43 protein-coding genes are annotated in these 24958 nt (G+C 43.6%); 5 read left to right on the forward strand and 38 right to left on the reverse strand.

What is annotated here, in order from left to right:
* Positions 1–444 precede the first annotated feature (444 nt).
* Positions 445–999, forward strand: coding sequence for a gamma carbonic anhydrase family protein (locus tag Xind_RS04285; protein ID WP_047682855.1), 555 nt, complete (start codon positions 445–447; stop codon positions 997–999).
* Here the strand turns inward: Xind_RS04285 and Xind_RS04290 are convergent.
* The 5 genes from Xind_RS04290 to dprA all read right to left on the reverse strand — a co-directional run bounded on the left by Xind_RS04290 (position 966) and on the right by dprA (position 4362).
* Positions 966–1235, reverse strand: coding sequence for a DUF1488 family protein (locus tag Xind_RS04290; protein ID WP_047682858.1), 270 nt, complete (start codon positions 1233–1235; stop codon positions 966–968). The genes Xind_RS04285 and Xind_RS04290 overlap by 34 nt on opposite strands.
* Positions 1232–2050, reverse strand: coding sequence for a shikimate dehydrogenase (aroE, locus tag Xind_RS04295; RefSeq protein ID WP_047682861.1), 819 nt, complete (start codon positions 2048–2050; stop codon positions 1232–1234). The genes Xind_RS04290 and aroE overlap by 4 nt, the downstream gene beginning before the upstream one ends.
* Positions 2051–2056: 6 nt before the next feature.
* Positions 2057–2626 carry an L-threonylcarbamoyladenylate synthase type 1 TsaC gene (gene tsaC, locus Xind_RS04300; RefSeq protein WP_047682864.1) on the reverse strand — a complete coding sequence of 190 codons (570 nt, stop codon included), beginning with the start codon at positions 2624–2626 and terminating at the stop codon, positions 2057–2059.
* Position 2627: 1 nt separating this feature from the next.
* On the reverse strand, positions 2628–3179 hold the full coding sequence (locus tag Xind_RS04305) for a DNA topoisomerase family protein (protein ID WP_047682867.1): 552 nt from the start codon (positions 3177–3179) through the stop codon (positions 2628–2630).
* A gap of 106 nt (positions 3180–3285) precedes the next feature.
* Entirely contained in the window at positions 3286–4362 is a 1077-nt protein-coding gene (gene dprA / locus Xind_RS04310; RefSeq protein ID WP_047682870.1) for a DNA-protecting protein DprA, read from the reverse strand.
* A gap of 131 nt (positions 4363–4493) precedes the next feature.
* On the opposite strand from dprA, the gene def reads away from it, so the two are divergent.
* The 4 genes from def to trkA all read left to right on the forward strand — a co-directional run bounded on the left by def (position 4494) and on the right by trkA (position 8846).
* A complete protein-coding gene (gene def, locus Xind_RS04315; protein WP_047682873.1) occupies positions 4494–5006 on the forward strand; it encodes a peptide deformylase in 513 nt (170 codons plus the stop codon).
* A gap of 25 nt (positions 5007–5031) precedes the next feature.
* Complete coding sequence (gene fmt / locus Xind_RS04320) at positions 5032–5979, forward strand: methionyl-tRNA formyltransferase (protein WP_047682875.1); 948 nt, start codon at positions 5032–5034, stop codon at positions 5977–5979.
* A 103-nt stretch (positions 5980–6082) separates the two neighbouring features.
* Complete coding sequence (rsmB, locus tag Xind_RS04325) at positions 6083–7372, forward strand: 16S rRNA (cytosine(967)-C(5))-methyltransferase RsmB (protein WP_047682878.1); 1290 nt, start codon at positions 6083–6085, stop codon at positions 7370–7372.
* A 97-nt stretch (positions 7373–7469) separates the two neighbouring features.
* Positions 7470–8846, forward strand: a complete 1377-nt coding sequence (gene trkA / locus Xind_RS04330) for a Trk system potassium transporter TrkA (protein WP_047682881.1) — start codon at positions 7470–7472, stop codon at positions 8844–8846.
* A gap of 29 nt (positions 8847–8875) precedes the next feature.
* On the opposite strand, the gene Xind_RS04335 is transcribed toward trkA, so the two are convergent.
* From Xind_RS04335 to Xind_RS04495, 33 genes are all read right to left on the reverse strand, one after another.
* Entirely contained in the window at positions 8876–9076 is a 201-nt protein-coding gene (locus tag Xind_RS04335; protein ID WP_047682884.1) for an alternative ribosome-rescue factor A, read from the reverse strand.
* Positions 9077–9154: 78 nt separating this feature from the next.
* Positions 9155–9568 (reverse strand): Zn(2+)-responsive transcriptional regulator, encoded by a 414-nt coding sequence (zntR, locus tag Xind_RS04340; protein WP_047682887.1) that lies wholly within the window; start codon positions 9566–9568, stop codon positions 9155–9157.
* Positions 9569–9761: 193 nt separating this feature from the next.
* Positions 9762–10154, reverse strand: a complete 393-nt coding sequence (rplQ, locus tag Xind_RS04345; protein WP_038269636.1) for a 50S ribosomal protein L17 — start codon at positions 10152–10154, stop codon at positions 9762–9764.
* 40 nt (positions 10155–10194) lie between these two features.
* Positions 10195–11184, reverse strand: a complete 990-nt coding sequence (locus Xind_RS04350; protein WP_038269634.1) for a DNA-directed RNA polymerase subunit alpha — start codon at positions 11182–11184, stop codon at positions 10195–10197.
* A gap of 25 nt (positions 11185–11209) precedes the next feature.
* Complete coding sequence (gene rpsD, locus Xind_RS04355; RefSeq protein WP_038269632.1) at positions 11210–11830, reverse strand: 30S ribosomal protein S4; 621 nt, start codon at positions 11828–11830, stop codon at positions 11210–11212.
* Positions 11831–11864: 34 nt separating this feature from the next.
* Complete coding sequence (rpsK, locus tag Xind_RS04360; RefSeq protein WP_002919257.1) at positions 11865–12254, reverse strand: 30S ribosomal protein S11; 390 nt, start codon at positions 12252–12254, stop codon at positions 11865–11867.
* A 15-nt stretch (positions 12255–12269) separates the two neighbouring features.
* Complete coding sequence (rpsM, locus tag Xind_RS04365; RefSeq protein ID WP_038240472.1) at positions 12270–12626, reverse strand: 30S ribosomal protein S13; 357 nt, start codon at positions 12624–12626, stop codon at positions 12270–12272.
* Positions 12627–12773: 147 nt separating this feature from the next.
* Complete coding sequence (gene rpmJ, locus Xind_RS04370) at positions 12774–12890, reverse strand: 50S ribosomal protein L36 (RefSeq protein ID WP_012768118.1); 117 nt, start codon at positions 12888–12890, stop codon at positions 12774–12776.
* A gap of 32 nt (positions 12891–12922) precedes the next feature.
* The gene (gene secY / locus Xind_RS04375) at positions 12923–14254 is read right to left on the reverse strand and encodes a preprotein translocase subunit SecY (protein WP_047682890.1); all 1332 of its coding nucleotides are present in this window, start codon (positions 14252–14254) and stop codon (positions 12923–12925) included.
* Between the two features lie 7 nt (positions 14255–14261).
* A complete protein-coding gene (gene rplO, locus Xind_RS04380; RefSeq protein ID WP_038269625.1) occupies positions 14262–14696 on the reverse strand; it encodes a 50S ribosomal protein L15 in 435 nt (144 codons plus the stop codon).
* A gap of 3 nt (positions 14697–14699) precedes the next feature.
* Positions 14700–14879: a 50S ribosomal protein L30 gene (gene rpmD / locus Xind_RS04385; protein ID WP_008913894.1), complete on the reverse strand. Its 180-nt coding sequence runs from the start codon at positions 14877–14879 to the stop codon at positions 14700–14702.
* A gap of 5 nt (positions 14880–14884) precedes the next feature.
* On the reverse strand, positions 14885–15385 hold the full coding sequence (gene rpsE / locus Xind_RS04390) for a 30S ribosomal protein S5 (RefSeq protein WP_047682892.1): 501 nt from the start codon (positions 15383–15385) through the stop codon (positions 14885–14887).
* A 14-nt stretch (positions 15386–15399) separates the two neighbouring features.
* On the reverse strand, positions 15400–15753 hold the full coding sequence (gene rplR / locus Xind_RS04395) for a 50S ribosomal protein L18 (RefSeq protein WP_038269622.1): 354 nt from the start codon (positions 15751–15753) through the stop codon (positions 15400–15402).
* Positions 15754–15762: 9 nt separating this feature from the next.
* Positions 15763–16296: a 50S ribosomal protein L6 gene (gene rplF, locus Xind_RS04400; protein WP_047682894.1), complete on the reverse strand. Its 534-nt coding sequence runs from the start codon at positions 16294–16296 to the stop codon at positions 15763–15765.
* Between the two features lie 13 nt (positions 16297–16309).
* Entirely contained in the window at positions 16310–16702 is a 393-nt protein-coding gene (gene rpsH / locus Xind_RS04405; RefSeq protein ID WP_038269618.1) for a 30S ribosomal protein S8, read from the reverse strand.
* 33 nt (positions 16703–16735) lie between these two features.
* Positions 16736–17041: a 30S ribosomal protein S14 gene (gene rpsN / locus Xind_RS04410; RefSeq protein ID WP_010847489.1), complete on the reverse strand. Its 306-nt coding sequence runs from the start codon at positions 17039–17041 to the stop codon at positions 16736–16738.
* Positions 17042–17053: 12 nt separating this feature from the next.
* Positions 17054–17593, reverse strand: coding sequence for a 50S ribosomal protein L5 (rplE, locus tag Xind_RS04415; protein ID WP_047682896.1), 540 nt, complete (start codon positions 17591–17593; stop codon positions 17054–17056).
* A 13-nt stretch (positions 17594–17606) separates the two neighbouring features.
* Positions 17607–17921, reverse strand: coding sequence for a 50S ribosomal protein L24 (rplX, locus tag Xind_RS04420; RefSeq protein ID WP_047682898.1), 315 nt, complete (start codon positions 17919–17921; stop codon positions 17607–17609).
* A 10-nt stretch (positions 17922–17931) separates the two neighbouring features.
* On the reverse strand, positions 17932–18303 hold the full coding sequence (rplN, locus tag Xind_RS04425) for a 50S ribosomal protein L14 (protein ID WP_004246955.1): 372 nt from the start codon (positions 18301–18303) through the stop codon (positions 17932–17934).
* 175 nt (positions 18304–18478) lie between these two features.
* Positions 18479–18733: a 30S ribosomal protein S17 gene (gene rpsQ / locus Xind_RS04430; RefSeq protein WP_010847485.1), complete on the reverse strand. Its 255-nt coding sequence runs from the start codon at positions 18731–18733 to the stop codon at positions 18479–18481.
* Positions 18733–18924, reverse strand: coding sequence for a 50S ribosomal protein L29 (gene rpmC / locus Xind_RS04435; RefSeq protein ID WP_010847484.1), 192 nt, complete (start codon positions 18922–18924; stop codon positions 18733–18735). Before rpmC ends, rpsQ begins: the two co-directional genes overlap by 1 nt.
* Positions 18924–19334 (reverse strand): 50S ribosomal protein L16, encoded by a 411-nt coding sequence (rplP, locus tag Xind_RS04440; RefSeq protein ID WP_012990491.1) that lies wholly within the window; start codon positions 19332–19334, stop codon positions 18924–18926. The genes rpmC and rplP overlap by 1 nt, the downstream gene beginning before the upstream one ends.
* A 12-nt stretch (positions 19335–19346) precedes the next feature.
* The gene (gene rpsC, locus Xind_RS04445) at positions 19347–20048 is read right to left on the reverse strand and encodes a 30S ribosomal protein S3 (RefSeq protein WP_038269612.1); all 702 of its coding nucleotides are present in this window, start codon (positions 20046–20048) and stop codon (positions 19347–19349) included.
* 17 nt (positions 20049–20065) lie between these two features.
* Positions 20066–20398, reverse strand: coding sequence for a 50S ribosomal protein L22 (gene rplV / locus Xind_RS04450; RefSeq protein WP_038269610.1), 333 nt, complete (start codon positions 20396–20398; stop codon positions 20066–20068).
* A 14-nt stretch (positions 20399–20412) separates the two neighbouring features.
* Positions 20413–20691, reverse strand: coding sequence for a 30S ribosomal protein S19 (rpsS, locus tag Xind_RS04455; protein WP_011148791.1), 279 nt, complete (start codon positions 20689–20691; stop codon positions 20413–20415).
* Between the two features lie 14 nt (positions 20692–20705).
* On the reverse strand, positions 20706–21530 hold the full coding sequence (gene rplB, locus Xind_RS04460) for a 50S ribosomal protein L2 (RefSeq protein ID WP_047682902.1): 825 nt from the start codon (positions 21528–21530) through the stop codon (positions 20706–20708).
* A gap of 19 nt (positions 21531–21549) precedes the next feature.
* Positions 21550–21852 carry a 50S ribosomal protein L23 gene (gene rplW / locus Xind_RS04465; protein ID WP_047682905.1) on the reverse strand — a complete coding sequence of 101 codons (303 nt, stop codon included), beginning with the start codon at positions 21850–21852 and terminating at the stop codon, positions 21550–21552.
* Entirely contained in the window at positions 21849–22454 is a 606-nt protein-coding gene (gene rplD, locus Xind_RS04470; protein ID WP_047682907.1) for a 50S ribosomal protein L4, read from the reverse strand. The genes rplW and rplD overlap by 4 nt, the downstream gene beginning before the upstream one ends.
* A 16-nt stretch (positions 22455–22470) precedes the next feature.
* Positions 22471–23103 carry a 50S ribosomal protein L3 gene (rplC, locus tag Xind_RS04475; protein ID WP_047682909.1) on the reverse strand — a complete coding sequence of 211 codons (633 nt, stop codon included), beginning with the start codon at positions 23101–23103 and terminating at the stop codon, positions 22471–22473.
* A 32-nt stretch (positions 23104–23135) separates the two neighbouring features.
* On the reverse strand, positions 23136–23447 hold the full coding sequence (gene rpsJ, locus Xind_RS04480; RefSeq protein WP_001181005.1) for a 30S ribosomal protein S10: 312 nt from the start codon (positions 23445–23447) through the stop codon (positions 23136–23138).
* A 301-nt stretch (positions 23448–23748) separates the two neighbouring features.
* The gene (gene bfr / locus Xind_RS04485; protein ID WP_047682912.1) at positions 23749–24222 is read right to left on the reverse strand and encodes a bacterioferritin; all 474 of its coding nucleotides are present in this window, start codon (positions 24220–24222) and stop codon (positions 23749–23751) included.
* A gap of 76 nt (positions 24223–24298) precedes the next feature.
* Positions 24299–24493 (reverse strand): bacterioferritin-associated ferredoxin, encoded by a 195-nt coding sequence (gene bfd, locus Xind_RS04490; protein ID WP_072032527.1) that lies wholly within the window; start codon positions 24491–24493, stop codon positions 24299–24301.
* A 266-nt stretch (positions 24494–24759) separates the two neighbouring features.
* A partial coding sequence (locus Xind_RS04495) for an EF-Tu C-terminal domain-related protein (RefSeq protein ID WP_476756466.1) occupies positions 24760–24958 on the reverse strand: 199 nt, incomplete at its 5' end.

Raw genomic sequence — 24958 nt, forward strand, 5'->3', positions numbered from 1 at the left:
GAATTAACTGTTTCAGTCACTCTTCAAGACTTTAATCTTTCTGGCCTTTCGGCCTTGTCGATAATGTCCTGCGAGTGCCCACACAGATTGTCTGATTAATTTGTTAAAGAGCAGGGCAACCTAACGTTCGTTCCGGGTTGCGAGGCTGCGTATCTTACGCGTTTTGCCTCCAGAGTCAAGCGTTTATTTTTGCTTTTCCCTCCCTGGCCTCAGCGGCTGGCATCAGCACAGCGTCGGTCAGTGGTGGCGCATTATAGGGAGTTTTCCGGCGCTGACAATAGTTTTTTTGCAATTTCACTTTCAAGTGAACACTTTTTAATCCAATCAATATAAAATTCACCCACCAAGTATAAAATTAACGCTAATCTCCCATTGCATGGTGATCTTTTCCTCAATAACATCTCATATAATTGTTACCCTCTTTTACTACTATTGAGATTTTTTATGTCTACTGTTTTACGTCAATACTTAAAATTACGGCCTCAAATTGGTCAAAGAGTCATGTTAGACCCTACATCTATCGTGATTGGAGATGTCAAATTAGCGGATGATGTAAGCATCTGGCCACTGGTGGTCATCCGTGGTGATGTAAATTACATTTCTATTGGTACACGTACAAATATCCAAGATGGCTCTATTTTACATGTTACACATAAATCACCTAATAATTCCAATGGCTTCCCTCTAATCATAGGTGAAGAAGTCACTATCGGTCATAAGGCAATCTTACACGGTTGTACGATTGGAAACCGAGTGTTAATTGGAATGGGTGCAATTGTATTAGATGGAGCTGTCATTGAAGACAATGTCATTATTGGAGCGGCTAGCCTTATTCCACCAGGAAAAACATTGGAGAGTGGATATCTGTATATAGGTAGCCCCGCCAAACAAGTAAGAAAACTTAAATCTGAAGAACTGGAAGGGCTTCTTTATTCTGCTAATAACTATGTCCGTTGGAAAGATGATTACTTAGCAGATACATCAGAAGGTAAAGAGTAACACCCAAATTGATCATCTATTCCACTCAGGATGACTTCTTCAAACTCTTCTTCCAGATCCCAACGATATTGGCGAAATAAATCGAGTGGATGAAGCTCTTTACCATACCGATGAATTAACTCATCGGTACTAATCATACACTGTACCAATAAACCATCAACTATAGCAGGGAAGATAACTTTGCTTTCCTGCTCATTCCATTCTTCGCGATCAGGAAATTGAATAGCTTGATTCATATACGTAACTCTTTCCTTAAAGTCGTTAAAATAGGTTCTACTTTTGGTAATATGCCGTGCCAAAGCTCAAAAGCATGTGCCGCCTGTCCCACCAGCATTCCTAACCCATCAGCCAAACGTGAAACATTATTTCTCTTAGCAAAATCAAGGAAAGGAGTTAACCCCTGTTGATAGTACATATCGTAGCAAGTACTATTATTATAGAAAATCGATGGTGATATTCTGGGAATATTCCCACTAAGACCAGAAGCTGTTGCATTGATGACAAGATCAAAATCCGGAGACAAGAGGGATTTTATATCAACTGCCTGGATGTGTCCCAATACAGAAAATTTATCCGCTATTGCTTGTGCACGTGCGAATGTACGGTTAGTGATAGTAATCTTACAGCCTGACTCTAATAAGGGAGAAATTACCCCTTTTGCGGCACCACCAGCCCCTATAATCAATATATGCTGCCCTTGGCTAATAAAATTGAGTCGTTGTAAGTCTGCCAATAATCCGACACCATCAGTGTTATCACCAAGAATCTGGTTATCTTCAACTATTTTTAAGGTATTAACTGCACCACTGAGTTTTGCGCGTTTAGTCAATTTATGTGCATATTCATAAGCACGTTCTTTAAAAGGAACGGTAATGTTCGCTCCTAAACCGCCCTGCACAAAAAATTGCTCCAACGATTGTTCAAAATGCTCTATTGGAGCAAGTATCTGCCCATATTGATGCTCAATACCCGTTTGTTCAGCAAATAATCGATGAATATAAGGAGACTTACTGTGAGCAATCGGATTACCAAAAACCGCAAAATTATTCATTATTCCCTACCCTTGCCGATATAGTTTACCTGTCAAAGCATCCCTGATTTCTGATGGATTTTTACGTCCACCAACTTCCCCTGCCAAGACAGGAAAATCGTTTCCAAATTGTCGACGAACTTCTTCTGCACTCCGGCACGGCTCCAATCCACTTAAATTTGCACTGGTCGATACAAGAGGTTTCTCATAAAGGGAACATAATTGTCTAACTAAAGGATGATCTGTAACTCGAACAGCTAATGTTGAAAATTTCCCCGTCAACCATTTTGGTGTTGTCGCTTTGGCTGGAATAACCCATGTCACCGGCCCCGGCCAAAAAGAAAAAACTGTCTTTTTTTGTTCATCATCTAACTGTTCATCATTAATATAGGAATATAGCCGATCATAGCTATCAGAAATAAGGATCAGACCTTTTTCCCAAGGCCTATTTTTCAGCAATAATAGTTTGTTAACCGCTGTTTCACTGTCAGGATCACAACCCAACCCAAACACAGCTTCTGTCGGATAAGCAATCACTTTTTCTTCTTTTAAGGCATTAATAATTACATCAAATTTAGGTGAGACTTTATTACTCATTTTATTTCTCGGTTCTAATGAATTGCTGCTTGCTACACAATTTACTAGCACAAAACAATTTAATGCCTTGAACTGCTTTCTTCTCTATCAACAAGGGATAATGACAAAACTCACATTTCCCAGATATTGGTTTATTGTTCAGTGTAAACTGACATTCGGGATATCGATTACAAGCATGAAATGCTTTACCAAATCGTGACTTACGCTGAAGTAATTTGCCTTGCTTACATTGAGGGCAATTAATTGAAGTATCATCAGGTTTATCGATGATTTCCGTATGATCACATTCAGGATAATTGCTACAGCCAATAAACATGCCGTACCTCCCTTGCCGTAAGACCAAGGTAGAGCCACACTTCGAACAAGTTTGTCCTTCTAATTCTTTGACAATATGTCCATCTGAAGATGCTTTCAGCGACCGAACATAACAGCATGACGGATAATTAGAACAGGCATAAAATGGACCATGAACTCCGTTGCGGATCACTAATTCAGCACCACAATCGGAGCAATGTTCCGTTTTTTTTATCGCAAAAGACATCTTTTTAGACATATCCTACTCACTGAATATTAGCCACCATAACTGGAAAACTATATTTATTAGAAAAATACAAATATTGGCAAACCATAACCTTCAGTAAAAGGGAAAACTCAATCCCTCAATTCACTCGAACATAGCCACCAGCAACGACAGCGACTTTACCCATCAGCTCAAGCTCCAATAGCTGGGTCATAACTTCTGTAATAGGAAGAGAAGAACGTTGGGCAATTATATCAACTGGTGTGACTTCATCGCTTACGTTAACCAGCACATCAGCAAATGGCAACTCAGTTTGTTCAAATTGTTTATTATCTTCTTTCTCCAGATTGACCCATTGGAAGTTAGTCTGGATATGTTCCATAACATCCACCACATTGGTTGCTAAATAAGCTCCCTGTTTGATCAGCCAGTGATTACCCTCATTTGAATTCACTCCCAATGGACCAGGTAATGCAAAAATATCTCTTCCTTGTTCAAGTGCACAACGTGCCGTAATCAGTGAACCACTATTCTGATGAGCTTCAACAATAATAAGCGCTAAACTCAATCCGCTAATAATCCGGTTTCGTCTTGGAAAATTTTTGGCCTTAGGTGGAGTATCAGGGAAAAATTCAGAAACTAGAGCACCATTTTCTTTAATACGGTAAGCTAAGTTTTGATGACGATTGGGATAAATATTTTTAAGCCCACTTCCCAATACAGCAACGGTTTTTCCACCAGCATCAACAGCCGCCTGATGACAAATACCATCAATCCCAATCGCCAATCCACTAGTTATCACCATTCCATTTTCAGCCAATCCACCCGCAAAAATCTTTCCCCATTTTTCACCATAAAAACTTGCTGACCTGCTACCTACCATCGCAACTTGCTTCTCAGATAAAGTGATCAAATCACCCGAGACAAAAAGCACAAGTGGAGGAGAATAAATCTGTTTCAATAAGGCAGGATATGCCGGATGAGAAAAAGTCAATAAGTAATTCCCTTGTTGTTCCAACCAATTGAGGCTCGAAACCAACACAGAAGGGTTAGCCTTTAGAAACTGTGTACACTGTGAAGGTGATAAACCACAATCTTTTATTACAGCATAATTAACATTCCTTGTTTGCAAAAGTCGTTCAATAATAGGCACTGCTTTTACTGCTGACAAATGAGAAACCATTCTCATTCGTAACCATATTTCCATCACTTCCATATTGTCATCCTGACTCAATAAGCTGTCACACTTACATGACTAATTTGTAGACAATACTGTCAATCTAATCAGGAAGTGTCTAGAATAGGTTCCAATTATCACTCACTTTTTGGATGCAGTTCTAAACATATATGTCAGTTTTACAAGTATTACATTATCCAGATGAGCGGCTTCGCATAGTTGCAAAACCCGTCGAAAAAGTTGATGCAGAAATCCAGCGTATCATTGATGATATGTTTGAAACTATGTATGAAGAGGAAGGCATTGGCCTGGCAGCAACCCAAGTTAATATTCATCAACGCATTGTTGTCATTGATGTTTCAGAGAGTCGTGACCAGAGACTTGTACTTATCAACCCAGAATTAGTTAATGAATCTGGCGAAACAGGAATTGAAGAAGGCTGTTTATCTGTTCCTGAACAACGTGCGTTTGTACCACGCTTCGAGCAGGTCAAAATTAAAGCTCTAGATTATCATGGTCAACTATTTGAATTGGAAGCTGATGGCCTATTGGCGATCTGTATTCAACACGAAATGGATCACTTGGTCGGTAAACTATTTGTCGATTACCTGTCACCACTGAAACGTCAACGTATTCGTCAGAGAGTCGAAAAAATTGACCGACTGAAAGCCAAGGCTAAGTAAACTTTAATCATTGCAGGAAATAACAGTGTCTGATTCTTTACGCATTATTTTTGCCGGAACACCTGATTTCGCGGCTAGCCATTTGGCTGCTTTATTAAAATCGCAACTCCAAGTTGTTGGAGTACTCACTCGGCCTGATAAACCGGCAGGAAGAGGTAAAAAATTAACACCAAGTCCTGTAAAGGTATTGGCAGAAAAACACGACATTCCAGTTTTCCAACCCAAAACGCTACGTACAGAAGAAAGTCAACAGTGGGTCATGGATCAACAGGCTGATATCATGATCGTCGTTGCATATGGTTTGATCCTCCCTCAAGCAGTATTAGATATACCACGTTTGGGGTGTCTCAATGTTCATGGCTCTTTGTTACCTCATTGGCGCGGTGCTGCACCTATACAACGTGCTATTTGGGCTGGAGATAAAGAAACGGGTGTAACGATCATGCAAATGGATGCAGGCCTTGATACTGGTGATATACTATTAAAAACAACCTGCCCAATTACAAATGAAGATACTAGCACAAGTCTGTATAACAAACTGGCTAGTATCGGCCCTGATGCATTACTCAATACATTAAGCCTAATCACATCAGGAAAGAGCCAACCTGAGATTCAGGATAATACTCTAGCAACGTATGCTGAAAAGCTCAGCAAAAGTGAAGCAAAAATAGATTGGAATTTGTCGGCAGTCCAACTTGAACGCTGCATTCGTGCATTCAATCCTTGGCCATTGAGTTACTTTTTCATTGATGAACAGCCTATTAAAGTTTGGCAAGCCAGTGTCATTGAAGAACAAATTAACCAAGCTCCAGGAACAATTGTTCATGCGGATAAGAAAGGTATCCAAGTTGCTACTACTGATGGGATATTGAATATTACTCAACTGCAACCCTCTGGTAAGAAAGCAATGTCAGCCGCCGATTTATTAAACTCTAAAAGCGAATGGTTCACTCCGGGTAACAAAATTAACTAATATTCATTAGCCTGTATGCTGGCACCATACAGGTATCTTTCTTCTTTACTATCATGCTGATGATATTCAGCTTCTTAACCATACTTTTGACCATACTCATATCATGGAAAATATATATAACCTGCGAAGCATTGCTGCAAAAGCGATTAGCCAAGTGCTGGAGCAAGGGCAGTCTCTCAGCTCTGTCATACCTGAACTCCAACAAAAAGTGTCTGACAAAGATAAAGCTCTTCTCCAAGAACTCTGCTTTGGCGTAATGAGAGTATTACCTCAATTGGAGTGGTTTATCGCCCAATTGATGGCAAAACCCTTAAAAGGTAAGCAACGCATTTTTCACTACTTGATCATGATTGGAATGTACCAACTTACGTATACACGCATACCTGCACATGCTGTACTTGCTGAAACTGTTAATGGTACAATCAGCTTAAAACGCCCACAATTAAAAGGATTGATTAATGGTGTTCTCCGACAATTTCAGCGTCAACAACAAGAATTAGTCGAACAAGCCAATAATAACTTTAGTCACCATTTACATCCCAAATGGCTATTGGCTCGCATCCAAAAAGCTTATCCACAAGATTGGAAAGATATTGTAGATGCAAATAATAAAAAACCACCTATGTGGCTACGTGTTAATCAGCTCCATCACTCTGCAAATCAATACCTTGCCTTATTACAAAAAGCCAATATAGCAGCAGAGATAGATGAAAATTATCCCTATGCAATTCGCCTGCTAACCCCTTGTCCTGTGAATATTCTACCCGGATTTGATAAAGGTTGGGTCACCATTCAAGATCGTTCTGCTCAAAGGTGTGCTGAATTATTAATGCCACGTGATGAAGAAAAGATCCTCGATCTTTGCGCTGCTCCTGGCGGAAAAACAACCCATATACTTGAGATAGCGCCAAACTCCAAAGTACTTGCTATCGATATTGACGAGCAAAGAATTAAGCGTGTGAAAGAAAATTTACAACGTCTTAGTTTACATGCTGTCGTCAAAACAGGCGATGGACGTCTTCCACATGAATGGGCTACCGGAGAACAATTCGATCGTATTCTGCTTGATGCGCCATGTTCGGCAACAGGTGTGATCCGCCGTCATCCTGATATAAAGTGGCTAAGAAAAAATGAAGATATTGATCAATTAGTCACACTACAATCTGAAATTCTTGATGCTATTTGGCCATATTTAAAAAAGAACGGCACGCTGGTCTATGCAACATGTTCCATTTTACCAAATGAAAATAGTGAACAAATCAAAGCATTCTTAGAACGACATGCAGATGCTGAGCTCTCTGGAACAGGCACATTGGAAACACCAGGAATACAAATTACTCCAGAAACAATTGGTGGTGACGGTTTCTTTTATGCCCGATTGACTAAGCAATAATAATTTCCTCTCGTTCCCTTCGGACGAGAGAAAATATGATGACTTTGCTAAAATAACAAAAATAAAATGTGGCTTCTAACACACAAAGAGAATGGCTATGAAAATAATTATCCTGGGTGCTGGCCAAGTTGGTGGAACATTAGCTGAAAACTTAGTTGATGAAAACAATGACATTACTGTCGTTGATACCGATACAGATCGTTTACGCCAGTTACAGGACAAATTCGATCTGCGAGTCGTGAATGGTCACGGATCTCATCCTAGAGTTCTGAGGGAAGCCGGAGCAGAAGATGCTGATATGTTGGTTGCTGTCACCAACTCAGATGAAACCAACATGATTGCCTGCCAAATTGCCTATTCTCTATTTAACACACCTAATAAAGTCGCCCGTATCCGTTCATCTGAATATATCCGTGAATCAGAAAAGTTATTTCAACCTAATGATATTCCTATCGATTATCTGATATCTCCAGAACAGTTAGTCATTGATTATATCTATAAATTGATTCAATATCCTGGAGCTCTGCAAGTTGTTAATTTTTCAGAAGGACGGGTCAGCATCGTCGCAGTAAAGGCTTATTATGGTGGCTCACTGGTAGGTAACGCCTTATCTTCCCTCCGCGAACATATGCCACATATCGATAGTAAAGTTGCTGCGATATTTCGACAAGACCGCCCAATCAGACCACAAGGTTCTACAGTTATAGAAGCTGGAGATGAAGTATTTTTTGTTGCCGCATCACAGCATATCAGAGCTGTAATGAGCGAATTACAGCGCCTTGAAAAACCCTACAAGCGAATCATGATTGTCGGAGGCGGTAATGTTGGAGCAGGCTTAGCGTTACGTCTTGAAAAAGATTATAGCGTCAAACTTATCGAACATAATCAAGAAAGGGCTACTGAGCTTGCAGAACTCTTACACGATACTATCGTGTTCTATGGTGATGCTTCGGATCAAGAGTTACTGGCAGAAGAGCATATTGAACAAGTTGATGTTTTCATTGCATTAACTAATGATGATGAAGCCAATATCATGTCAGCTATGCTAGCAAAAAGAATGGGAGCCAAAAAAGCCATGGTACTTATTCAACGCAGTGCATATGTTGATTTAGTACAAGGTGGAGTCATTGATATTGCTATATCCCCACAACAAGCTACTGTATCTGCGCTGCTTGGTCATGTCCGCAAAGCAGATATCGTTAGTGTATTCTCATTACGGAGAGGTGTTGCTGAAGCTATTGAAGCCATTGCTCATGGCGATGAACATACTTCCAAAGTAGTTGGGCGTAAAATAGGAGACATAAAACTGCCTTCAGGAACAACAATTGGCGCTATTGTCCGTGGAGAAGAAGTCATAATTGCCAATGATTACAGTATTATTCAACAAGGCGACCATGTGATCATGTTTATTACTGATAAGAAATTTGTTCCCGAAGTAGAAAAGTTATTCCAGCCAAGCCCGTTCTTTCTATAAACAGTTTTCATTTCTACAGACTCAAAAAGTTAGAAGACCAATGATAACAACTTGAAAAAATTATTATCATTGGCCTCCCAACTACTATTTTTATCATGTTTTTCTTTACGACGATAACTTCCTTTACCCTTATTATTTTTTTCTACCCGTTGTCTAAACAGAGGATCATGGAGAAGCGCTTCTATAGCATTATCTTTGATAACGCCTTTTTTATGGCGATATGTCGTCATAGTGACCTCAAGATGTGATTGTTCAATTAAATTTCAGGGCAAAATTGTACTCTAATTACTCAGAATAATAAATAAAAATTACCTATTTGTTGCTCCCTCTTCTAAAATTTCCAATATAGAACAATATGTACTAGTGTGTGCGCTTCCACAACAAGCATCACTCAACATTTTTAAAGAATCGCGCATTCTCTGCATTTCCAGTATTTTTTCTTCTATTTCTTGTAACCTGGAATCAACAACTTGTTTAGACTCTTGACAAGTATGATGTTCAGGATCAACTCGAATAGATAATAATTCTACAATTGCCTCTAATGTAAAACCTAACTGTTTTGCATAACGAATAAATCGTAACCGCTGCAAGTCTTGCTTTGTATAAAGCCGATACCCTCCCTCTGTTCTTTCTTCATGCACCATCAATCCTTGTTTCTCGTAAAAACGAACAGTATCAGGTGTAACGTTTGCTAATCTAGCTAATTGCCCAATACGATACATAGCAACCTCTAATCAAACAGGAAATAAAATCAATACTACCAGAATAGATCAATAAATCACCATGCCAGATGGTATTTACTATTAGATATAAGGATAACTAAAAGAAATCGAAAGGAAAAAAATTAGATTGGATAGAAAAAGTAAAGATCGATAAAAAACCGGGATTATACCCGGTTTTTTACGCTTCTACAGATTATTCTGCAGATGCTGCTTCTGTCTTAGACTCAGCGGCACGGTCAACAAGCTCAATATATGCCATTGGTGCATTATCACCAGCACGGAAGCCACACTTCAGAATACGAGTGTAACCACCTGCGCGGCTCGCAAAACGTGGACCCAGTTCATTAAACAGTTTTGCCACGATCTCGTTATCACGAGTACGGGCGAATGCCAGACGACGATTAGCTACGCTGTCGGTCTTGGCAAGAGTAATTAGCGGCTCAACGACGCGACGCAGTTCTTTCGCTTTAGGCAGAGTCGTCTTGATGATTTCATGACGAACCAAAGAACCTGCCATGTTGCGGAACATAGCTTGGCGATGGCTGCTGTTGCGGTTCAATTGACGACCACTCTTACGATGGCGCATGACCTTATCCTTCTCAGTAAAACCTTAACCTGTGATCTAGTTATTCATCAGCAATACTTGCTGGTGGCCAATTTTCCAGACGCATGCCCAGAGAAAGTCCACGTGAAGCCAGTACGTCTTTAATCTCAGTAAGAGATTTTTTACCCAGATTAGGTGTCTTAAGTAACTCAACCTCAGTACGCTGTACCAGATCACCGATGTAGTGGATAGCTTCTGCCTTAAGGCAGTTAGCAGAGCGGACAGTCAATTCCAGATCGTCAACAGGGCGCAGCAGTATCGGATCAAACTCTGGCTTCTCTTCTTTAACTTCTGGTTGACGTACATCACGCAAGTCAACGAAAGCTTCCAGTTGTTCAGCCAGAATAGTAGCTGCACGGCGAATCGCCTCCTCAGGGTCGATTGTGCCGTTAGTCTCCATCTCGATAACCAGCTTATCCAGGTCAGTACGCTGTTCTACACGTGCTGCTTCAACATTGTAGGCGATACGCTCTACTGGGCTATAGCAAGCATCTACTAACAAACGACCGATAGGGCGCTCATCTTCTTCCGAATGAATTCGGGCAGAAGCCGGCACATAACCACGACCGCGCTGAACTTTAATACGCATGCTAATGGAAGCGCTTTCGTCAGTCAGATGGCAGATTACGTGCTGCGGCTTGACGATTTCAACATCACCATCATGGATGATGTCGGCTGCAGTCACAGGGCCAATGCCAGATTTATTCAAGGTAAGGATGACTTCATCTTTACCCTGAACTTTCACCGCCAGCCCTTTCAGATTGAGGAGAATCTCCAGGATATCTTCCTGTACACCTTCTTTGGTGCTGTACTCATGCAGTACACCATCAATCTCAACCTCAGTCACCGCACAACCCGGCATAGACGAAAGCAGAATACGGCGCAGTGCATTGCCAAGAGTATGGCCAAAGCCACGCTCTAATGGCTCAAGGGTCACCTTGGCGTGCGTCGAACTGACTTGCTCGATATCTACCAGGCGCGGTTTTAGAAACTCTGTCACAGAACCCTGCATTGTGTCCTCTCTTTGGTGCTAAGCTTTACTTAGAGTAAAGCTCGACGATCAGGTGTTCGTTAATGTCAGCGGATAGATCAGTACGTTCAGGAATACGTTTGAACACACCTTCCATCTTCGCAGCATCAACTTCCAACCAAGTTGGTTTCTCACGCTGCTCAGCCAGCTCTAAAGCTGCCTTAATACGAGCCTGCTTTTTCGCTTTTTCACGAACGCTGACTACGTCATTCGGGGATACCTGATAAGAAGCGATGTTAACAACGCGACCATTTACCATGATAGCTTTATGGCTCACCATCTGACGTGATTCAGCACGAGTCGCGCCAAAACCCATACGATAAACGACGTTATCCAAGCGACTTTCCAGCAAAGTCAGCAGGTTTTCACCTGTGTTGCCTTTCAGACGAGTCGCTTCTTTGTAGTAGTTACGGAATTGACGCTCCAGAACACCGTAAATACGACGAACTTTTTGTTTTTCACGTAACTGAACACCATAATCAGACAGACGCGGTTTACGAGCGCCGTGCTGGCCTGGTGCTTGTTCTAATTTACACTTGGTGTCAATCGCGCGAACGCCAGACTTCAGGAAAAGGTCTGTACCCTCGCGACGGCTCAGCTTGAGCTTAGGACCCAAATATCTTGCCATTTTCTTTCTCCAACAATCCTAAAAACGAAACGTATTAAACGCGACGTTTCTTCGGTGGACGACAACCGTTATGAGGGATCGGAGTCACATCAGTAATGTTAGTGATGCGGAAACCAGCCGCGTTCAGTGCGCGAATAGTTGACTCACGGCCAGGACCAGGTCCTTTAACCATAACTTCCAGGTTCTTAATTCCGTATTCTTTTACGGCTTCAGCACAGCGTTCTGCTGCAACCTGAGCTGCAAACGGAGTAGATTTACGAGAACCACGGAAACCGGAACCACCGGCAGTTGCCCAACCCAAAGCGTTACCCTGACGATCAGTAATAGTAACGATGGTGTTGTTGAAAGAAGCATGGATATGAGCCACACCGTCAGAGACTTGTTTTCTTACACGCTTACGTGCACGAATAGGTGCTTTTGCCATTATTCAATACCCCGATTATTTCTTGATCGGCTTACGCGGACCCTTACGGGTACGTGCATTGGTCTTAGTACGCTGACCGCGAACAGGCAGACCACGACGATGACGCAAACCACGATAGCAACCAAGATCCATCAGACGTTTGATACTCAGGGTCACTTCACGACGCAAATCACCTTCTACAACATATTTAGCAACTTCGTCACGCAGCTTGTCAATTTGCTCTTCAGACAGCTCACTGATCTTAACATTTTCAGCAATGCCCGCTGCTGCACAGATAGCTTGTGAGCGGGTTTTACCGATACCATAGATCGAAGTCAATGCGATCACAGTATGTTTCTGATCAGGAATGTTAATGCCTGCTATACGGGCCACTATGCACTCCTACAATATTTATTCACCGCAACATCATTCTGAAAAGCCCGTTTTCAGGATACTCAAATAGTGTTGCTGTCAGATAAAAAGATTGGCTGGCTAATTTAGCCAGCTCAACCCAACTTTGCAAGAAAAATATGCGATTAATTAGCCTTGGCGTTGTTTATGCTTAGGCTCTGCACTGCAAATTACACGAACGATACCGTTACGTTTAACAATTTTACAGTTGCGGCATAATTTCTTGACGGAAGCACGAACTTTCATTTTTACTCTCCGTAACTTCTCAAGCAAACCAATTAGCGGTTATATCCTTTCAGGTTTGCCTTCTTCAATGCAGACTCATATTGACTCGACATCATCAGAGTTTGCACTTGAGCCATAAAGTCCATGATGACGACGACTACAATCAGTAGGGAAGTACCACCAAAATAGAATGGAACTTTCATTGCATCACGCATGAACTCCGGGATTAAGCAGATAAAAGTAATATATAACGCACCAACTAAGGTTAGACGAGTCATTACTTTATCAATGTACTTAGCCGTTTGCTCTCCCGGACGAATTCCTGGTACAAATGCACCGGACTTCTTCAGGTTATCTGCCGTTTCTCTTGGATTGAATACCAACGCCGTGTAGAAGAAACAGAAGAAGATGATTGCAGATGCATATAATAACACATAAAGTGGTTGACCTGGCTGCAAATACATAGAAATAGTTGTCAACCAGTTCCAGTTTGCTCCGCTACCAAACCAAGAGGCTATAGTACCAGGGAACAAAATAATACTGGAAGCAAAAATTGCAGGGATAACCCCAGCCATATTCACTTTCAACGGTAAATGTGTACTTTGTGCTGCATAAACTCTACGACCTTGTTGACGCTTGGCATAGTTAACAACGATACGACGTTGACCACGCTCCATGAAAACAACGAAGAAAGTTACCGCAAACACTAAAACTGCAACCAACAACAACAGGAGGAAGTGCAGATCACCTTGCCGAGCTTGCTCGATGGTGTGACCAATTGCAGGAGGAAGACCCGCAACGATACCAGCAAAGATTATGATTGAAATACCGTTACCAATACCTCGTTCAGTAATCTGCTCACCTAGCCACATCAAGAACATGGTTCCCGTGACCAAACTTACAACAGCCGTGAAATAAAATGCAAAACCTGGATTAATAACTAATCCTTGCATTCCAGGCATATTGGGCAACCCAGTAGCAATACCGATTGACTGGAATATTGCCAGCACTAATGTGCCATAACGGGTATATTGACTGATCTTACGACGACCAGCTTCCCCTTCCTTCTTAATCTCTGCTAAACGGGGGTTAACCACTGTCAGCAACTGGATAATAATAGATGCAGAAATATACGGCATAATACCCAGTGCAAAGATAGAAGCACGGCTTAAAGCACCACCAGAGAACATATTAAACATTTCAATGATGGTGCCTCTTTGCTGTTCGAGCAATTTGGCAAGCACAGTGGCATCAATACCAGGGATTGGAATAAAAGAGCCAATACGGAAAACAATCAGAGCTCCAATAACAAACAAAAGTCTGCGTTTTAACTCACCTAATCCGCCTTTAGCACTTTGAAAATCTAATCCCGGTTGTTTAGCCATCTGTTACTTATTCCTCAATTTTACCGCCAGCAGCTTCAATTGCAGCACGGGCGCCTTTAGTAACACGCAAGCCACGCACAGTTACTGCGCGATTGACTTCGCCAGAAAGCATAACTTTCGCGAACTCAATTTGAGGGCCAACAATGTTAGCAGCTTTCAGTGCATTCAGATCGATAACATCGCCTTCTACTCGAGCAAAGTCAGACAAACGGATTTCCGCTGTAACCATTGCTTTACGTGAAGTAAAACCAAATTTTGGCAAACGACGATACAAAGGCATCTGGCCGCCTTCGAAACCACGACGTACGCCACCGCCAGAACGAGACTTCTGACCCTTGTGACCACGGCCGCCAGTTTTACCCAGGCCAGAACCGATACCACGACCTACACGTTTAGGTGCGTGCTTGGCACCTTCAGCCGGAGACAGAGTATTTAAGCGCATCTGTTACTCCTCAACTTTAACCATATAGGAAACCAAGTTGACCATACCGCGAACCGCTGGTGTATCTTCACGCTCAACAGTATGACCAATGCGACGCAGACCTAAACCAGTCAAAGTTGCCTTGTGTTTAGGCAAACGACCAATTGAGCTGCGAACCTGAGTAATTTTAATAGTCTTAGCCATGGTCATTACCCCAGAATTTCTTCGACGGATTTGCCACGCTTAGCTGCGACCATTTCTGGAGACTTCATGCTGTCTAAAGCGTCCAGAGTTGCACGAACCACGTTAATTGGGTTAGTGGAACCGTAGGTTTTAGCCAGTACGTTACGAACCCCAGCAACTTCCAGAACAGCACGCATTGCACCACCTGCAATGATACCTGTACCTTCGTGAGCAGGCTGCATAAACACGCGGGAACCGGTGTGCGTGCCTTTCACTGGGTGGTACAGCGTGCCGCTGTTAAGTGCGACGTTTTTCATATTGCGACGTGCTTTTTCCATCGCTTTCTGGATCGCTGCCGGAACTTCGCGTGCTTTGCCGTAGCCAAAACCAACGCGACCGTTACCATCACCAACTACAGTCAGTGCTGTAAAGCTGAAAATACGGCCACCTTTGACGGTTTTAGATACGCGATTTACCGCGATCAGCTTTTCCTGCAGTTCGCCAGCTTGTTTTTCGATGTGAGCCATCTTACACCTCTACCTTAGAACTGAAGGCCAGCTTCACGGGCAGCATCTGCCAGTGCCTGGACTCTACCATGATATTGGAAACCAGAGCGGTCAAAGGATACGTTTTTGATACCTTTTTCCAGAGCACGTTCAGCAATGATTTTACCAACAACTGCTGCGGCTTCTTTGTTTCCAGTGAATTTCAATTGTTCACTGATAGCTTTTTCTGTTGTAGAAGCTGCCACCAGAGTTTCAGAACCATTTGGTGCGATAACCTGCGCATAAATATGGCGAGGGGTACGATGTACCACCAGGCGAGTTGCACCCAGTTCCTGGAGCTTGCGGCGTGCGCGGGTCGCACGACGGATACGAGCTGCTTTCTTATCCATAGTGTTACCTTACTTCTTCTTAGCCTCTTTGGTACGCACGACTTCATCGGCGTAACGAACACCCTTGCCTTTATATGGCTCAGGACGACGATAGGCACGCAGATCTGCCGCAACCTGACCAATCACCTGCTTATCAGCACCTTTCAGTACGATTTCAGTTTGTGATGGGCATTCCGCAGTAATGCCTGCTGGCAGTTGATGCTCAACCGGATGCGAGAAGCCTAAAGACAAACTAACAGTGTCGCCTTTAACTGCTGCACGGTAACCAACACCCACCAGTTGAAGCTTCTTAGTGAAACCTTCGTTAACACCAATAACCATTGCATTTAGCAGAGAACGAGTCGTACCTGCCTGTGCCCAAGCATCTGCGAAACCTTCGCGTGGAGCGAAAATCAATTGGTTATCTGCATGTGTAACTTCAACTGCACTGTGGATTTCACGACTCAATTCGCCGTTTTTACCCTTAATCGAAATAACCTGACCGTTGAGTTTAACCTCTACGCCAGCAGGAATGACGACGGGTGCTTTTGCAACACGAGACATTCTTCCTCCCGAATTAAGCTACGTAGCAGAGAATCTCGCCACCCAGACCAGCCTGGCGAGCTGCACGATCAGTCATTACACCTTTAGAGGTAGAAACAACAGCGATACCCAAGCCAGCCATAACTTGTGGCAGCTCATCTTTTTTCTTATAGATGCGCAGACTTGGACGGCTTACACGCTGGATGCTTTCTACAACAGCCTTACCTTGGAAGTATTTCAGAGTAACTTCCAGCTCTGGCTTGGTGTCGCCTTCGATTTTAAAATCTTCAATGTAACCTTCTTCCTTCAGCACTTTGGCAATTGCCACTTTCAGCTTGGAGGAAGGCATGGTGACCGCAACTTTATTTGCGGCCTGACCGTTACGGATACGGGTCAGCATATCCGCGATCGGATCTTGCATGCTCATCTGTCTTTACTCCCGTGATTCAATTGGTGACAATTACCAGCTAGCCTTTTTAAGGCCCGGGATTTCACCGCGCATAGCGGCTTCACGGACTTTAATACGGCTCAACCCAAACTTCCGCAAAAATGCATGCGGACGCCCAGTTTGACGGCAGCGGTTACGCTGACGGCAAGGGCTGGAATCACGTGGCAGTGTTTGCAGCTTGAGAACAGCATTCCAACGGTCTTCATCAGATGCGTTTACATCAGAGATGATTGCTTTCAGTTCAACGCGTTTTGCGAAGAATTTCTCAGCTAATTTCGCACGTTTTACATCACGTGCTTTCATTGATTGCTTAGCCATGAATACCCTGCCTTACTTGCGGAACGGGAAGTTAAACGCAGCCAATAGTGCGCGGCCTTCATCATCAGATTTCGCAGTGGTGGTGATGGTAATATCCAAACCACGTACACGATCCACTTTATCGTAATCGATTTCAGGGAAGATGATTTGCTCACGAACACCCATGCTGTAATTACCACGACCATCGAATGATTTAGCAGATAAACCACGGAAGTCACGGATACGAGGTACAGCAATAGAAATCAGGCGCTCAAAGAACTCCCACATGCGTTCGCCACGCAGGGTCACTTTACAGCCGATTGGATAGCCCTGACGGATTTTGAAGCCTGCAACTGATTTGCGTGCTTTGGTGATCAGTGGTTTTTGACCAGAGATAGCTGCCAGATCAGCTGCTGCATTATCCAGCAGTTTTTTGTCAGCGATCGCTTCACCAACACCCATGTTCAGGGTGATCTTCTCGACCCGAGGGACTTGCATGACAGAATGGTAACCAAACTGAGTCATCAGTTTTTTGACTACCTCGTCTTTGTAGTAATCATGCAGTTTCGCCATCGTATACTCCAAATTACTTGATAGTTTCGTTGTTAGATTTGAAGAAACGTACTTTTTTGCCGTCTTCAAATCTAAAACCTACACGGTCAGCCTTGCCGGTTGATGCATTAAAGATTGCAACGTTAGAAACACTGATAGCTGCTTCTTTTTCAACGATGCCACCTGGTTGGTTCAGAGCCGGAACTGGCTTCTGATGTTTTTTAACCAGATTGATACCTTCAACAATGACTTTACCAGAAGAAAGAACCTGTTTTACTTTACCGCGCTTACCTTTGTCTTTACCAGTCAGCACAATAATTTCGTCATCACGACGGATTTTCGCTGCCATTGCCTGCTCCTTAGAGTACTTCAGGTGCCAGAGAGATAATTTTCATGAACTTTTCATTACGAAGTTCACGAGTTACCGGCCCAAAAATACGCGTACCGATAACTTGCTCACTATTATTGTTCAACAATACGCAAGCATTGCTATCGAAGCGAATGACAGAACCGTCCGGGCGACGAACACCCTTCTTGGTGCGCACCACTACCGCTTTCAGGACATCACCCTTTTTCACTTTACCGCGAGGAATTGCTTCCTTGATAGTGATCTTGATGATATCACCGACGTCTGCGTAGCGACGGTGCGAGCCACCTAGAACCTTGATACACATTACGCGACGTGCACCGGAGTTGTCGGCCACGTTCAGCATAGTCTGTTCTTGGATCATTTTAGTGCTCCGCTAAATGTCAACTACTACTGAGCCACTTTATTTTTAAAGAGGCCGTTTCAATATCCCATACTACGAGGGCGCGGCATTATAACACCACATCTCCGTGATGGACAGAAAAATAAACGGCCCCGTTATTTTTTGAGCCGTTTATTTCTTACGAGATAACGTCCTATTATAGAACCGCTTTCTCTACAACGCGAACTAAGGTCCAAGATTTAGTCTTAGACAATGGACGGGTCTCGCGGATTTCCACTACGTCACCAATTCCACATTCATTGTTCTCGTCATGTACGTGCAACTTAGTCGTACGCTTGATGAACTTACCATACAGAGGGTGTTTCACCTTACGTTCAATAGCAACAACAATAGATTTCTCCATTTTGTCGCTAACAACACGACCTTGCAGAGTACGGATTTTATCGGTCATTACGCACCCGCCTTCTCAGTCAGTAAAGTCTTAACGCGTGCAATATTACGACGCACTTGTTTCAACAGATGAGACTGTTGCAGCTGGCCACTTGCCGCCTGCATACGCAGATTAAATTGTTCACGTAACAGGTTCAGCAGCTCAGTGTTCAGCTCTTCAACGCTTTTTTCGCGCAGCTCTTGTGCTTTCATTACATCACCGTCTTAGTTACAAAGGTGGTTTTGATAGGCAGTTTCGCTGCCGCCAGCTTGAATGCTTCACGAGCCAGCTCTTCAGGCACACCGTCCATTTCATACAGGACTTTACCAGGCTGGATCAAGGCAACCCAATATTCTACGTTACCTTTACCTTTACCCATACGCACTTCGAGTGGCTTTTCGGTGATTGGTTTGTCTGGGAACACACGGATCCAGATTTTACCTTGACGCTTAATTGCACGGGTCATAGCACGACGTGCCGCTTCGATCTGACGAGCAGTCAGACGACCACGGCCCACAGCTTTCAGACCGAAAGTGCCGAAGCTGACATCCGCACCTGCAGCCAGACCGCGGTTACGGCCTTTGTGCACTTTACGGAATTTCGTACGCTTTGGTTGTAACATCAGCGACTCTCCTTACTTGCGGCCTTTACGCTGCTGCTTTTTAGGTTGTGCAGCCGGTTTTTCCGCCTGTTCAACTGCAGCCATACCACCCAGGATCTCACCTTTGAAGATCCATACCTTAACGCCGATTACACCATAAGTGGTGTGCGCTTCTGAAGTGTTGTAGTCGATGTCTGCACGCAGAGTGTGCAGAGGTACACGACCTTCACGATACCATTCAGTACGTGCGATTTCAGCACCACCCAGACGGCCGCTTACTTCCACTTTGATGCCTTTAGCGCCCAGACGCATTGCGTTCTGTACAGCACGTTTCATAGCACGGCGGAACATAACACGACGTTCCAGCTGTGCGCTGATGCTGTCAGCAACCAGTTTTGCGTCCAATTCAGGTTTACGCACTTCGGCAATATTAATCTGCGCAGGAACACCAGCGATGTCCGCTACAGCTTTGCGCAGTTTTTCGACGTCTTCACCTTTTTTACCGATTACGATGCCTGGACGAGCAGTGTGGATAGTCACACGGATGCTTTTCGCAGGACGTTCGATAACGATACGTGAAATAGATGCTTTAGCCAGTTCTTTGTTCAAGTACTGGCGAACTTTAAAGTCGCTGTCTAGGTTGTCAGCGAATTCTTTGGTATTCGCATACCAGGTAGAGTTCCAAGGTTTGACAATCCCCAGACGAATACCATTAGGATGTACTTTCTGACCCATTGCTAGTCTCCAGAGTCTCAGCGATCGGACACAACCACAGTAATGTGGCTGGTGCGCTTCAGGATACGATCTGCACGGCCTTTGGCACGAGGCATAATACGCTTCATGGTTGGACCTTCATCTACGAAAATTTTCGCAACTTTCAGATCATCGATGTCAGCGCCATCGTTGTGTTCTGCGTTAGCAATAGCAGACTCAAGTACTTTCTTCACTAAACCAGCAGCTTTTTTGTTGGTAAAGGTCAGAATTTCCAGAGCTTGCGACACTTTCTTACCGCGAATCAGGTCAGCCACAAGGCGAACCTTCTGAGCAGAAGAACGAGCGTGGCGATGTTTAGCGATAGTTTCCATCTCTTCCTCCTACCTTAGCGCTTTTTAGCCTTTTTATCGGCCGCATGGCCGCGATAAGTACGGGTCGGCGCGAATTCACCCAGCTTGTGACCAACCATTTCGTCGGAAACAAAAACTGGAACATGCTGACGACCATTATGGACAGCGATGGTCAAACCGATCATGTTAGGAAAGATCGTTGAACGACGGGACCAAGTCTTAATAGGCTTTTTGTCTCCGCTTTCCACCGCTTTCTCTACCTTCTTCAGCAAGTGCAGGTCAATAAATGGACCTTTCTTGAGAGAACGTGGCATGGTTTATCCTCTAATTATTTTTTAGAACGGCGACGTACGATATATTGATCAGTACGTTTGTTACTACGGGTCTTCTTACCTTTGGTCTGAATGCCCCATGGAGTTACAGGGTGTTTACCAAAGTTACGACCTTCACCACCACCGTGTGGATGGTCTACTGGGTTCATAGCCGTACCACGAACGGTAGGACGGATACCACGCCAGCGACTTGCACCAGCTTTACCCAGAACTCGTAGCATGTGTTCTGCGTTACCAACTTCACCTAAAGTAGCACGGCAGTCAGATAGTACTTTACGCATTTCACCAGAACGCAGACGCAGGGTTACATAAGAACCGTCACGTGCGACGATCTGAGCATAAGCACCTGCTGAACGAGCCAGCTGGCCACCTTTACCTGGTTTCATCTCTATGTTGTGCACAGTAGAACCAACTGGGATATTACGCATTGGCAGAGCGTTACCGGCCTTGATTGCTGAATCAGCACCAGACTGGATTTGATCACCAGCTTTCAAGCCTTTAGGCGCAAGAATATAACGACGCTCACCGTCTTTATACAGAACCAGCGCAATGTTTGCTGAGCGGTTTGGATCATATTCCAGACGCTCAACAACAGCAGGAATACCGTCTTTGTTACGTTTGAAGTCAATCAGACGATAATGCTGTTTATGGCCACCACCAATATGACGAGTGGTAATACGACCATTGTTGTTACGACCACCAGTTTTGCTGTTTTTTTCCAACAGCGGAGCATAAGGTTTACCCTTATGCAGCTCAGGGTTAACCACTTTAACAACGTGGCGACGGCCCGGAGACGTAGGTTTACATTTAACAATTGCCATTGTTCTTTACTCCTCCGACTTACTCAGCGCCGCCAACGAAGTCCAAGTTCTGGCCTTCTTTCAGGGTGACGTAAGCTTTTTTCCAGTCGCTACGACGACCAATACGCTGACCGTGACGTTTTACTTTACCTTTAACCAGCAAAGTATTTACGCCCTCAACTTCGACTTCAAACAGTTTCTGTACAGCAGCTTTGATTTCTGCTTTAGTCGCGTCTTTCACAACCTTGAGAACGATGGTATTGCTTTTTTCCATCGCTGTGGAAGCTTTTTCAGATACATGCGGCGCACGCAGTACTTTCAGCAGACGTTCTTCACGGATCATGCCAGCATCTCCTCAACTTGCTTCACAGCTTCAGCAGTCATAACCACTTTGTCGAAAGCAATCAGGCTTACTGGGTCGATACCTGTAACATCACGAACGTCAACTTTATACAAGTTACGAGCTGCTAAGAACAGGTTCTCATCAACTTCGCCAGTGACGATCAGCACGTCTTCCAGAGCCATTTCTTTCAGTTTCTGTACCAGCAGCTTAGTCTTAGGTGCTTCAACAGAGAACTTCTCGACAACGATCAGACGATCTTGACGTACCAGTTCAGACAAGATGCTTTTCAGAGCACCACGGTACATCTTTTTATTAACTTTTTGACTGTGGTCCTGTGGTTTCGCTGCGAAAGTTACACCACCAGAGCGCCAAATTGGGCTCTTAATAGAACCAGAACGCGCACGGCCAGTGCCTTTCTGACGCCACGGTTTTTTACCTGAACCAGAAACTTCAGCACGAGTTTTCTGAGCACGAGTACCTTGACGAGCACCAGCTGCATACGCAACAACTACTTGATGCACAAGCGCTTCATTGAAATCACGCCCGAAGGTAGTTTCGGAAACAGTCAGCGCGCTTTGCGCGTCTTTCATTACCAATTCCATTCCTATCTCCTCGACGTTACGCCTTGACAGCCGGTTTTACGATCAGGTTGCTGTTAGTTGCACCTGGAACAGCACCTTTGACCAGCAGCAGGTTGCGCTCAGCGTCAACGCGTACTACATCCAGACTCTGAACGGTTACACGCTCATTACCCAGTTGGCCTGCCATTTTCTTGCCTTTAAACACCTTGCCCGGAGTCTGGTTCTGACCGATAGAACCCGGAACACGGTGAGACAAGGAGTTACCATGGGTAGCATCCTGAGTACGGAAGTTCCAGCGCTTAACAGTACCCGCGAAACCTTTACCTTTAGATGTACCAGTAACGTCGACTTTTTTAACGTCAGCGAAAATTTCAACACTAATGCTTTGACCTACGGTGTATTCTGCATCGTCTTCAGAGAGACGGAATTCACGCAGGATGCGGCCAGCTTCAACACCGGCTTTAGCGAAATGACCTGCTTCAGGCTTGTTAACGCGGTTTGCTTTCTTGCTACCAGTCGTTACCTGAATTGCACGATAACCGTCAGTCTCGTTGTTTTTAACCTGAGTTACACGGTTATCTTCGATTTCGATAACAGTTACAGGGATTGAAACGCCATCTTCAGTGAAGATGCGAGTCATGCCCACTTTTTTACCGACTAAACCAATCATTGTTTCAACCTCTCAATCGTTCAATGACCTGATTAACCCAGGCTGATCTGCACGTCTACACCGGCAGCCAGATCCAGACGCATCAGAGCATCAACGGTTTTCTCGGTTGGCTCAACGATGTCAACCAGACGTTTGTGAGTGCGAATTTCGTACTGATCACGCGCATCTTTGTTAACGTGCGGAGAAATCAGAACAGTAAAACGCTCTTTACGAGTCGGCAGCGGGATCGGACCACGAACCTGCGCACCAGTGCGCTTAGCGGTCTCTACGATTTCCGCAGTTGATTGATCGATCAATCGATGATCAAATGCTTTCAGGCGGATACGGATTCTTTGGTTCTGCATGAGACCAGAGCTCCAACTATTTTTATAAACGTAAATAACTACTCCTCGCACCCATTTCGATTGATGGGGGAGTGTAATCGTTCTGTGTATAACCCCCATATCGGGAGTATTTTAATATGGCAGTAATTGACTGCTCATACTGATAAAAATCAGCCTACTAAGTAGGTAGGCTCGCGCATTATACGTGAATCTATTGACAATGCAAGATAAGGATGAAATTTATTCAAAGAAATAATAAAAGTGGGCAAAGACCGAAAAAAAATAAACGCCCCATAATAAATTTACAGGGCGTTAGTATGCTCTACTCTTCTACTATCTGAGCCTGGATGTAGTTTTGTATTCCCATTCGTTTAATTAGATCGAGTTGTGTTTCCAGCCAGTCTATGTGATTTTCTTCATCTGCAAGAACCTCAATCATCAGGTCCCGGCTCACATAGTCATGAATTGAATCGGCATATGCTATTGCTTCCCTGATATCCTGCGCCCCACGTAACTCTAGTGCCAAATCGGATTGCAGCATTTCTTCAACATCCTCACCGATATTAAGTTTACCTATATCCTGTAAATTAGGTATGCCTTCCAGAAATAAAATACGCTCAATATATTTATCAGCGTGTTTCATTTCCTCAATAGATTCACGATATTCAATGTCATTCAAGCGCATTAATCCCCAGTTTTTAAACATTCTGGCATGTAAAAAATACTGATTGATAGCAACAAGCTCATTACCAAGAAGTCTATTAAAATGAGCTATTATTTTTTTATCACCTTTCATAACTAGTTCCTCCGCTTCCAGTACCTACATTGTAGTACTAATTAAGCAGAGTAATTGCAAGAGAATTGTGCTTATTTTAGGCAACATTAATCATAGGGGGTAGTGAAGAAATCTCCTCGTTAATTATTTCACGGGCTTGGCGCACGCATTTTCCACAATCACTCCCTACAGGCACAACGCTTTTCAGCTCTCTGATAGAACGGACATGCTGCTGTCGAACAGCGTTACGTATGGTTTTATCATTTATTGCATTGCAGAGACAGATATACATGGAGCACTCTTTTAACTATTAATAATGGTTATAACTACTTATATTCTTATTAATTACCCAAATTAGATACACAGTAGAGGTGGCTAACAGAACAGTTATAGCTATAAAATAAAGGATACTGACAAATAGTAAATAGAAATAACTCTCATTTCAATTATTGTTTCTCTTTTGTTTATACGCAAAATAAAGCCACCATTTTTGGTGGCACAAAAAAAGAGGAGCCTTGCTTGGCTCCTCTTTTTTCATAATCTTTTGCTAATCAAAGATTAAGCAATAACTTTAGCAACAACACCAGCACCTACAGTACGGCCACCCTCACGGATTGCAAAACGCAGACCTTCGTCCATTGCGATTGGCGCAATCAGGGTCACTTTCATGTTGATGTTATCACCTGGCATTACCATCTCTACGCCTTCTGGCAGTTCGATAGTACCGGTTACGTCAGTGGTACGGAAGTAGAACTGT

Origin of the sequence: Xenorhabdus indica, from assembly GCF_014467235.1 — a bacterium.
GTDB lineage: Bacteria > Pseudomonadota > Gammaproteobacteria > Enterobacterales > Enterobacteriaceae > Xenorhabdus > Xenorhabdus indica.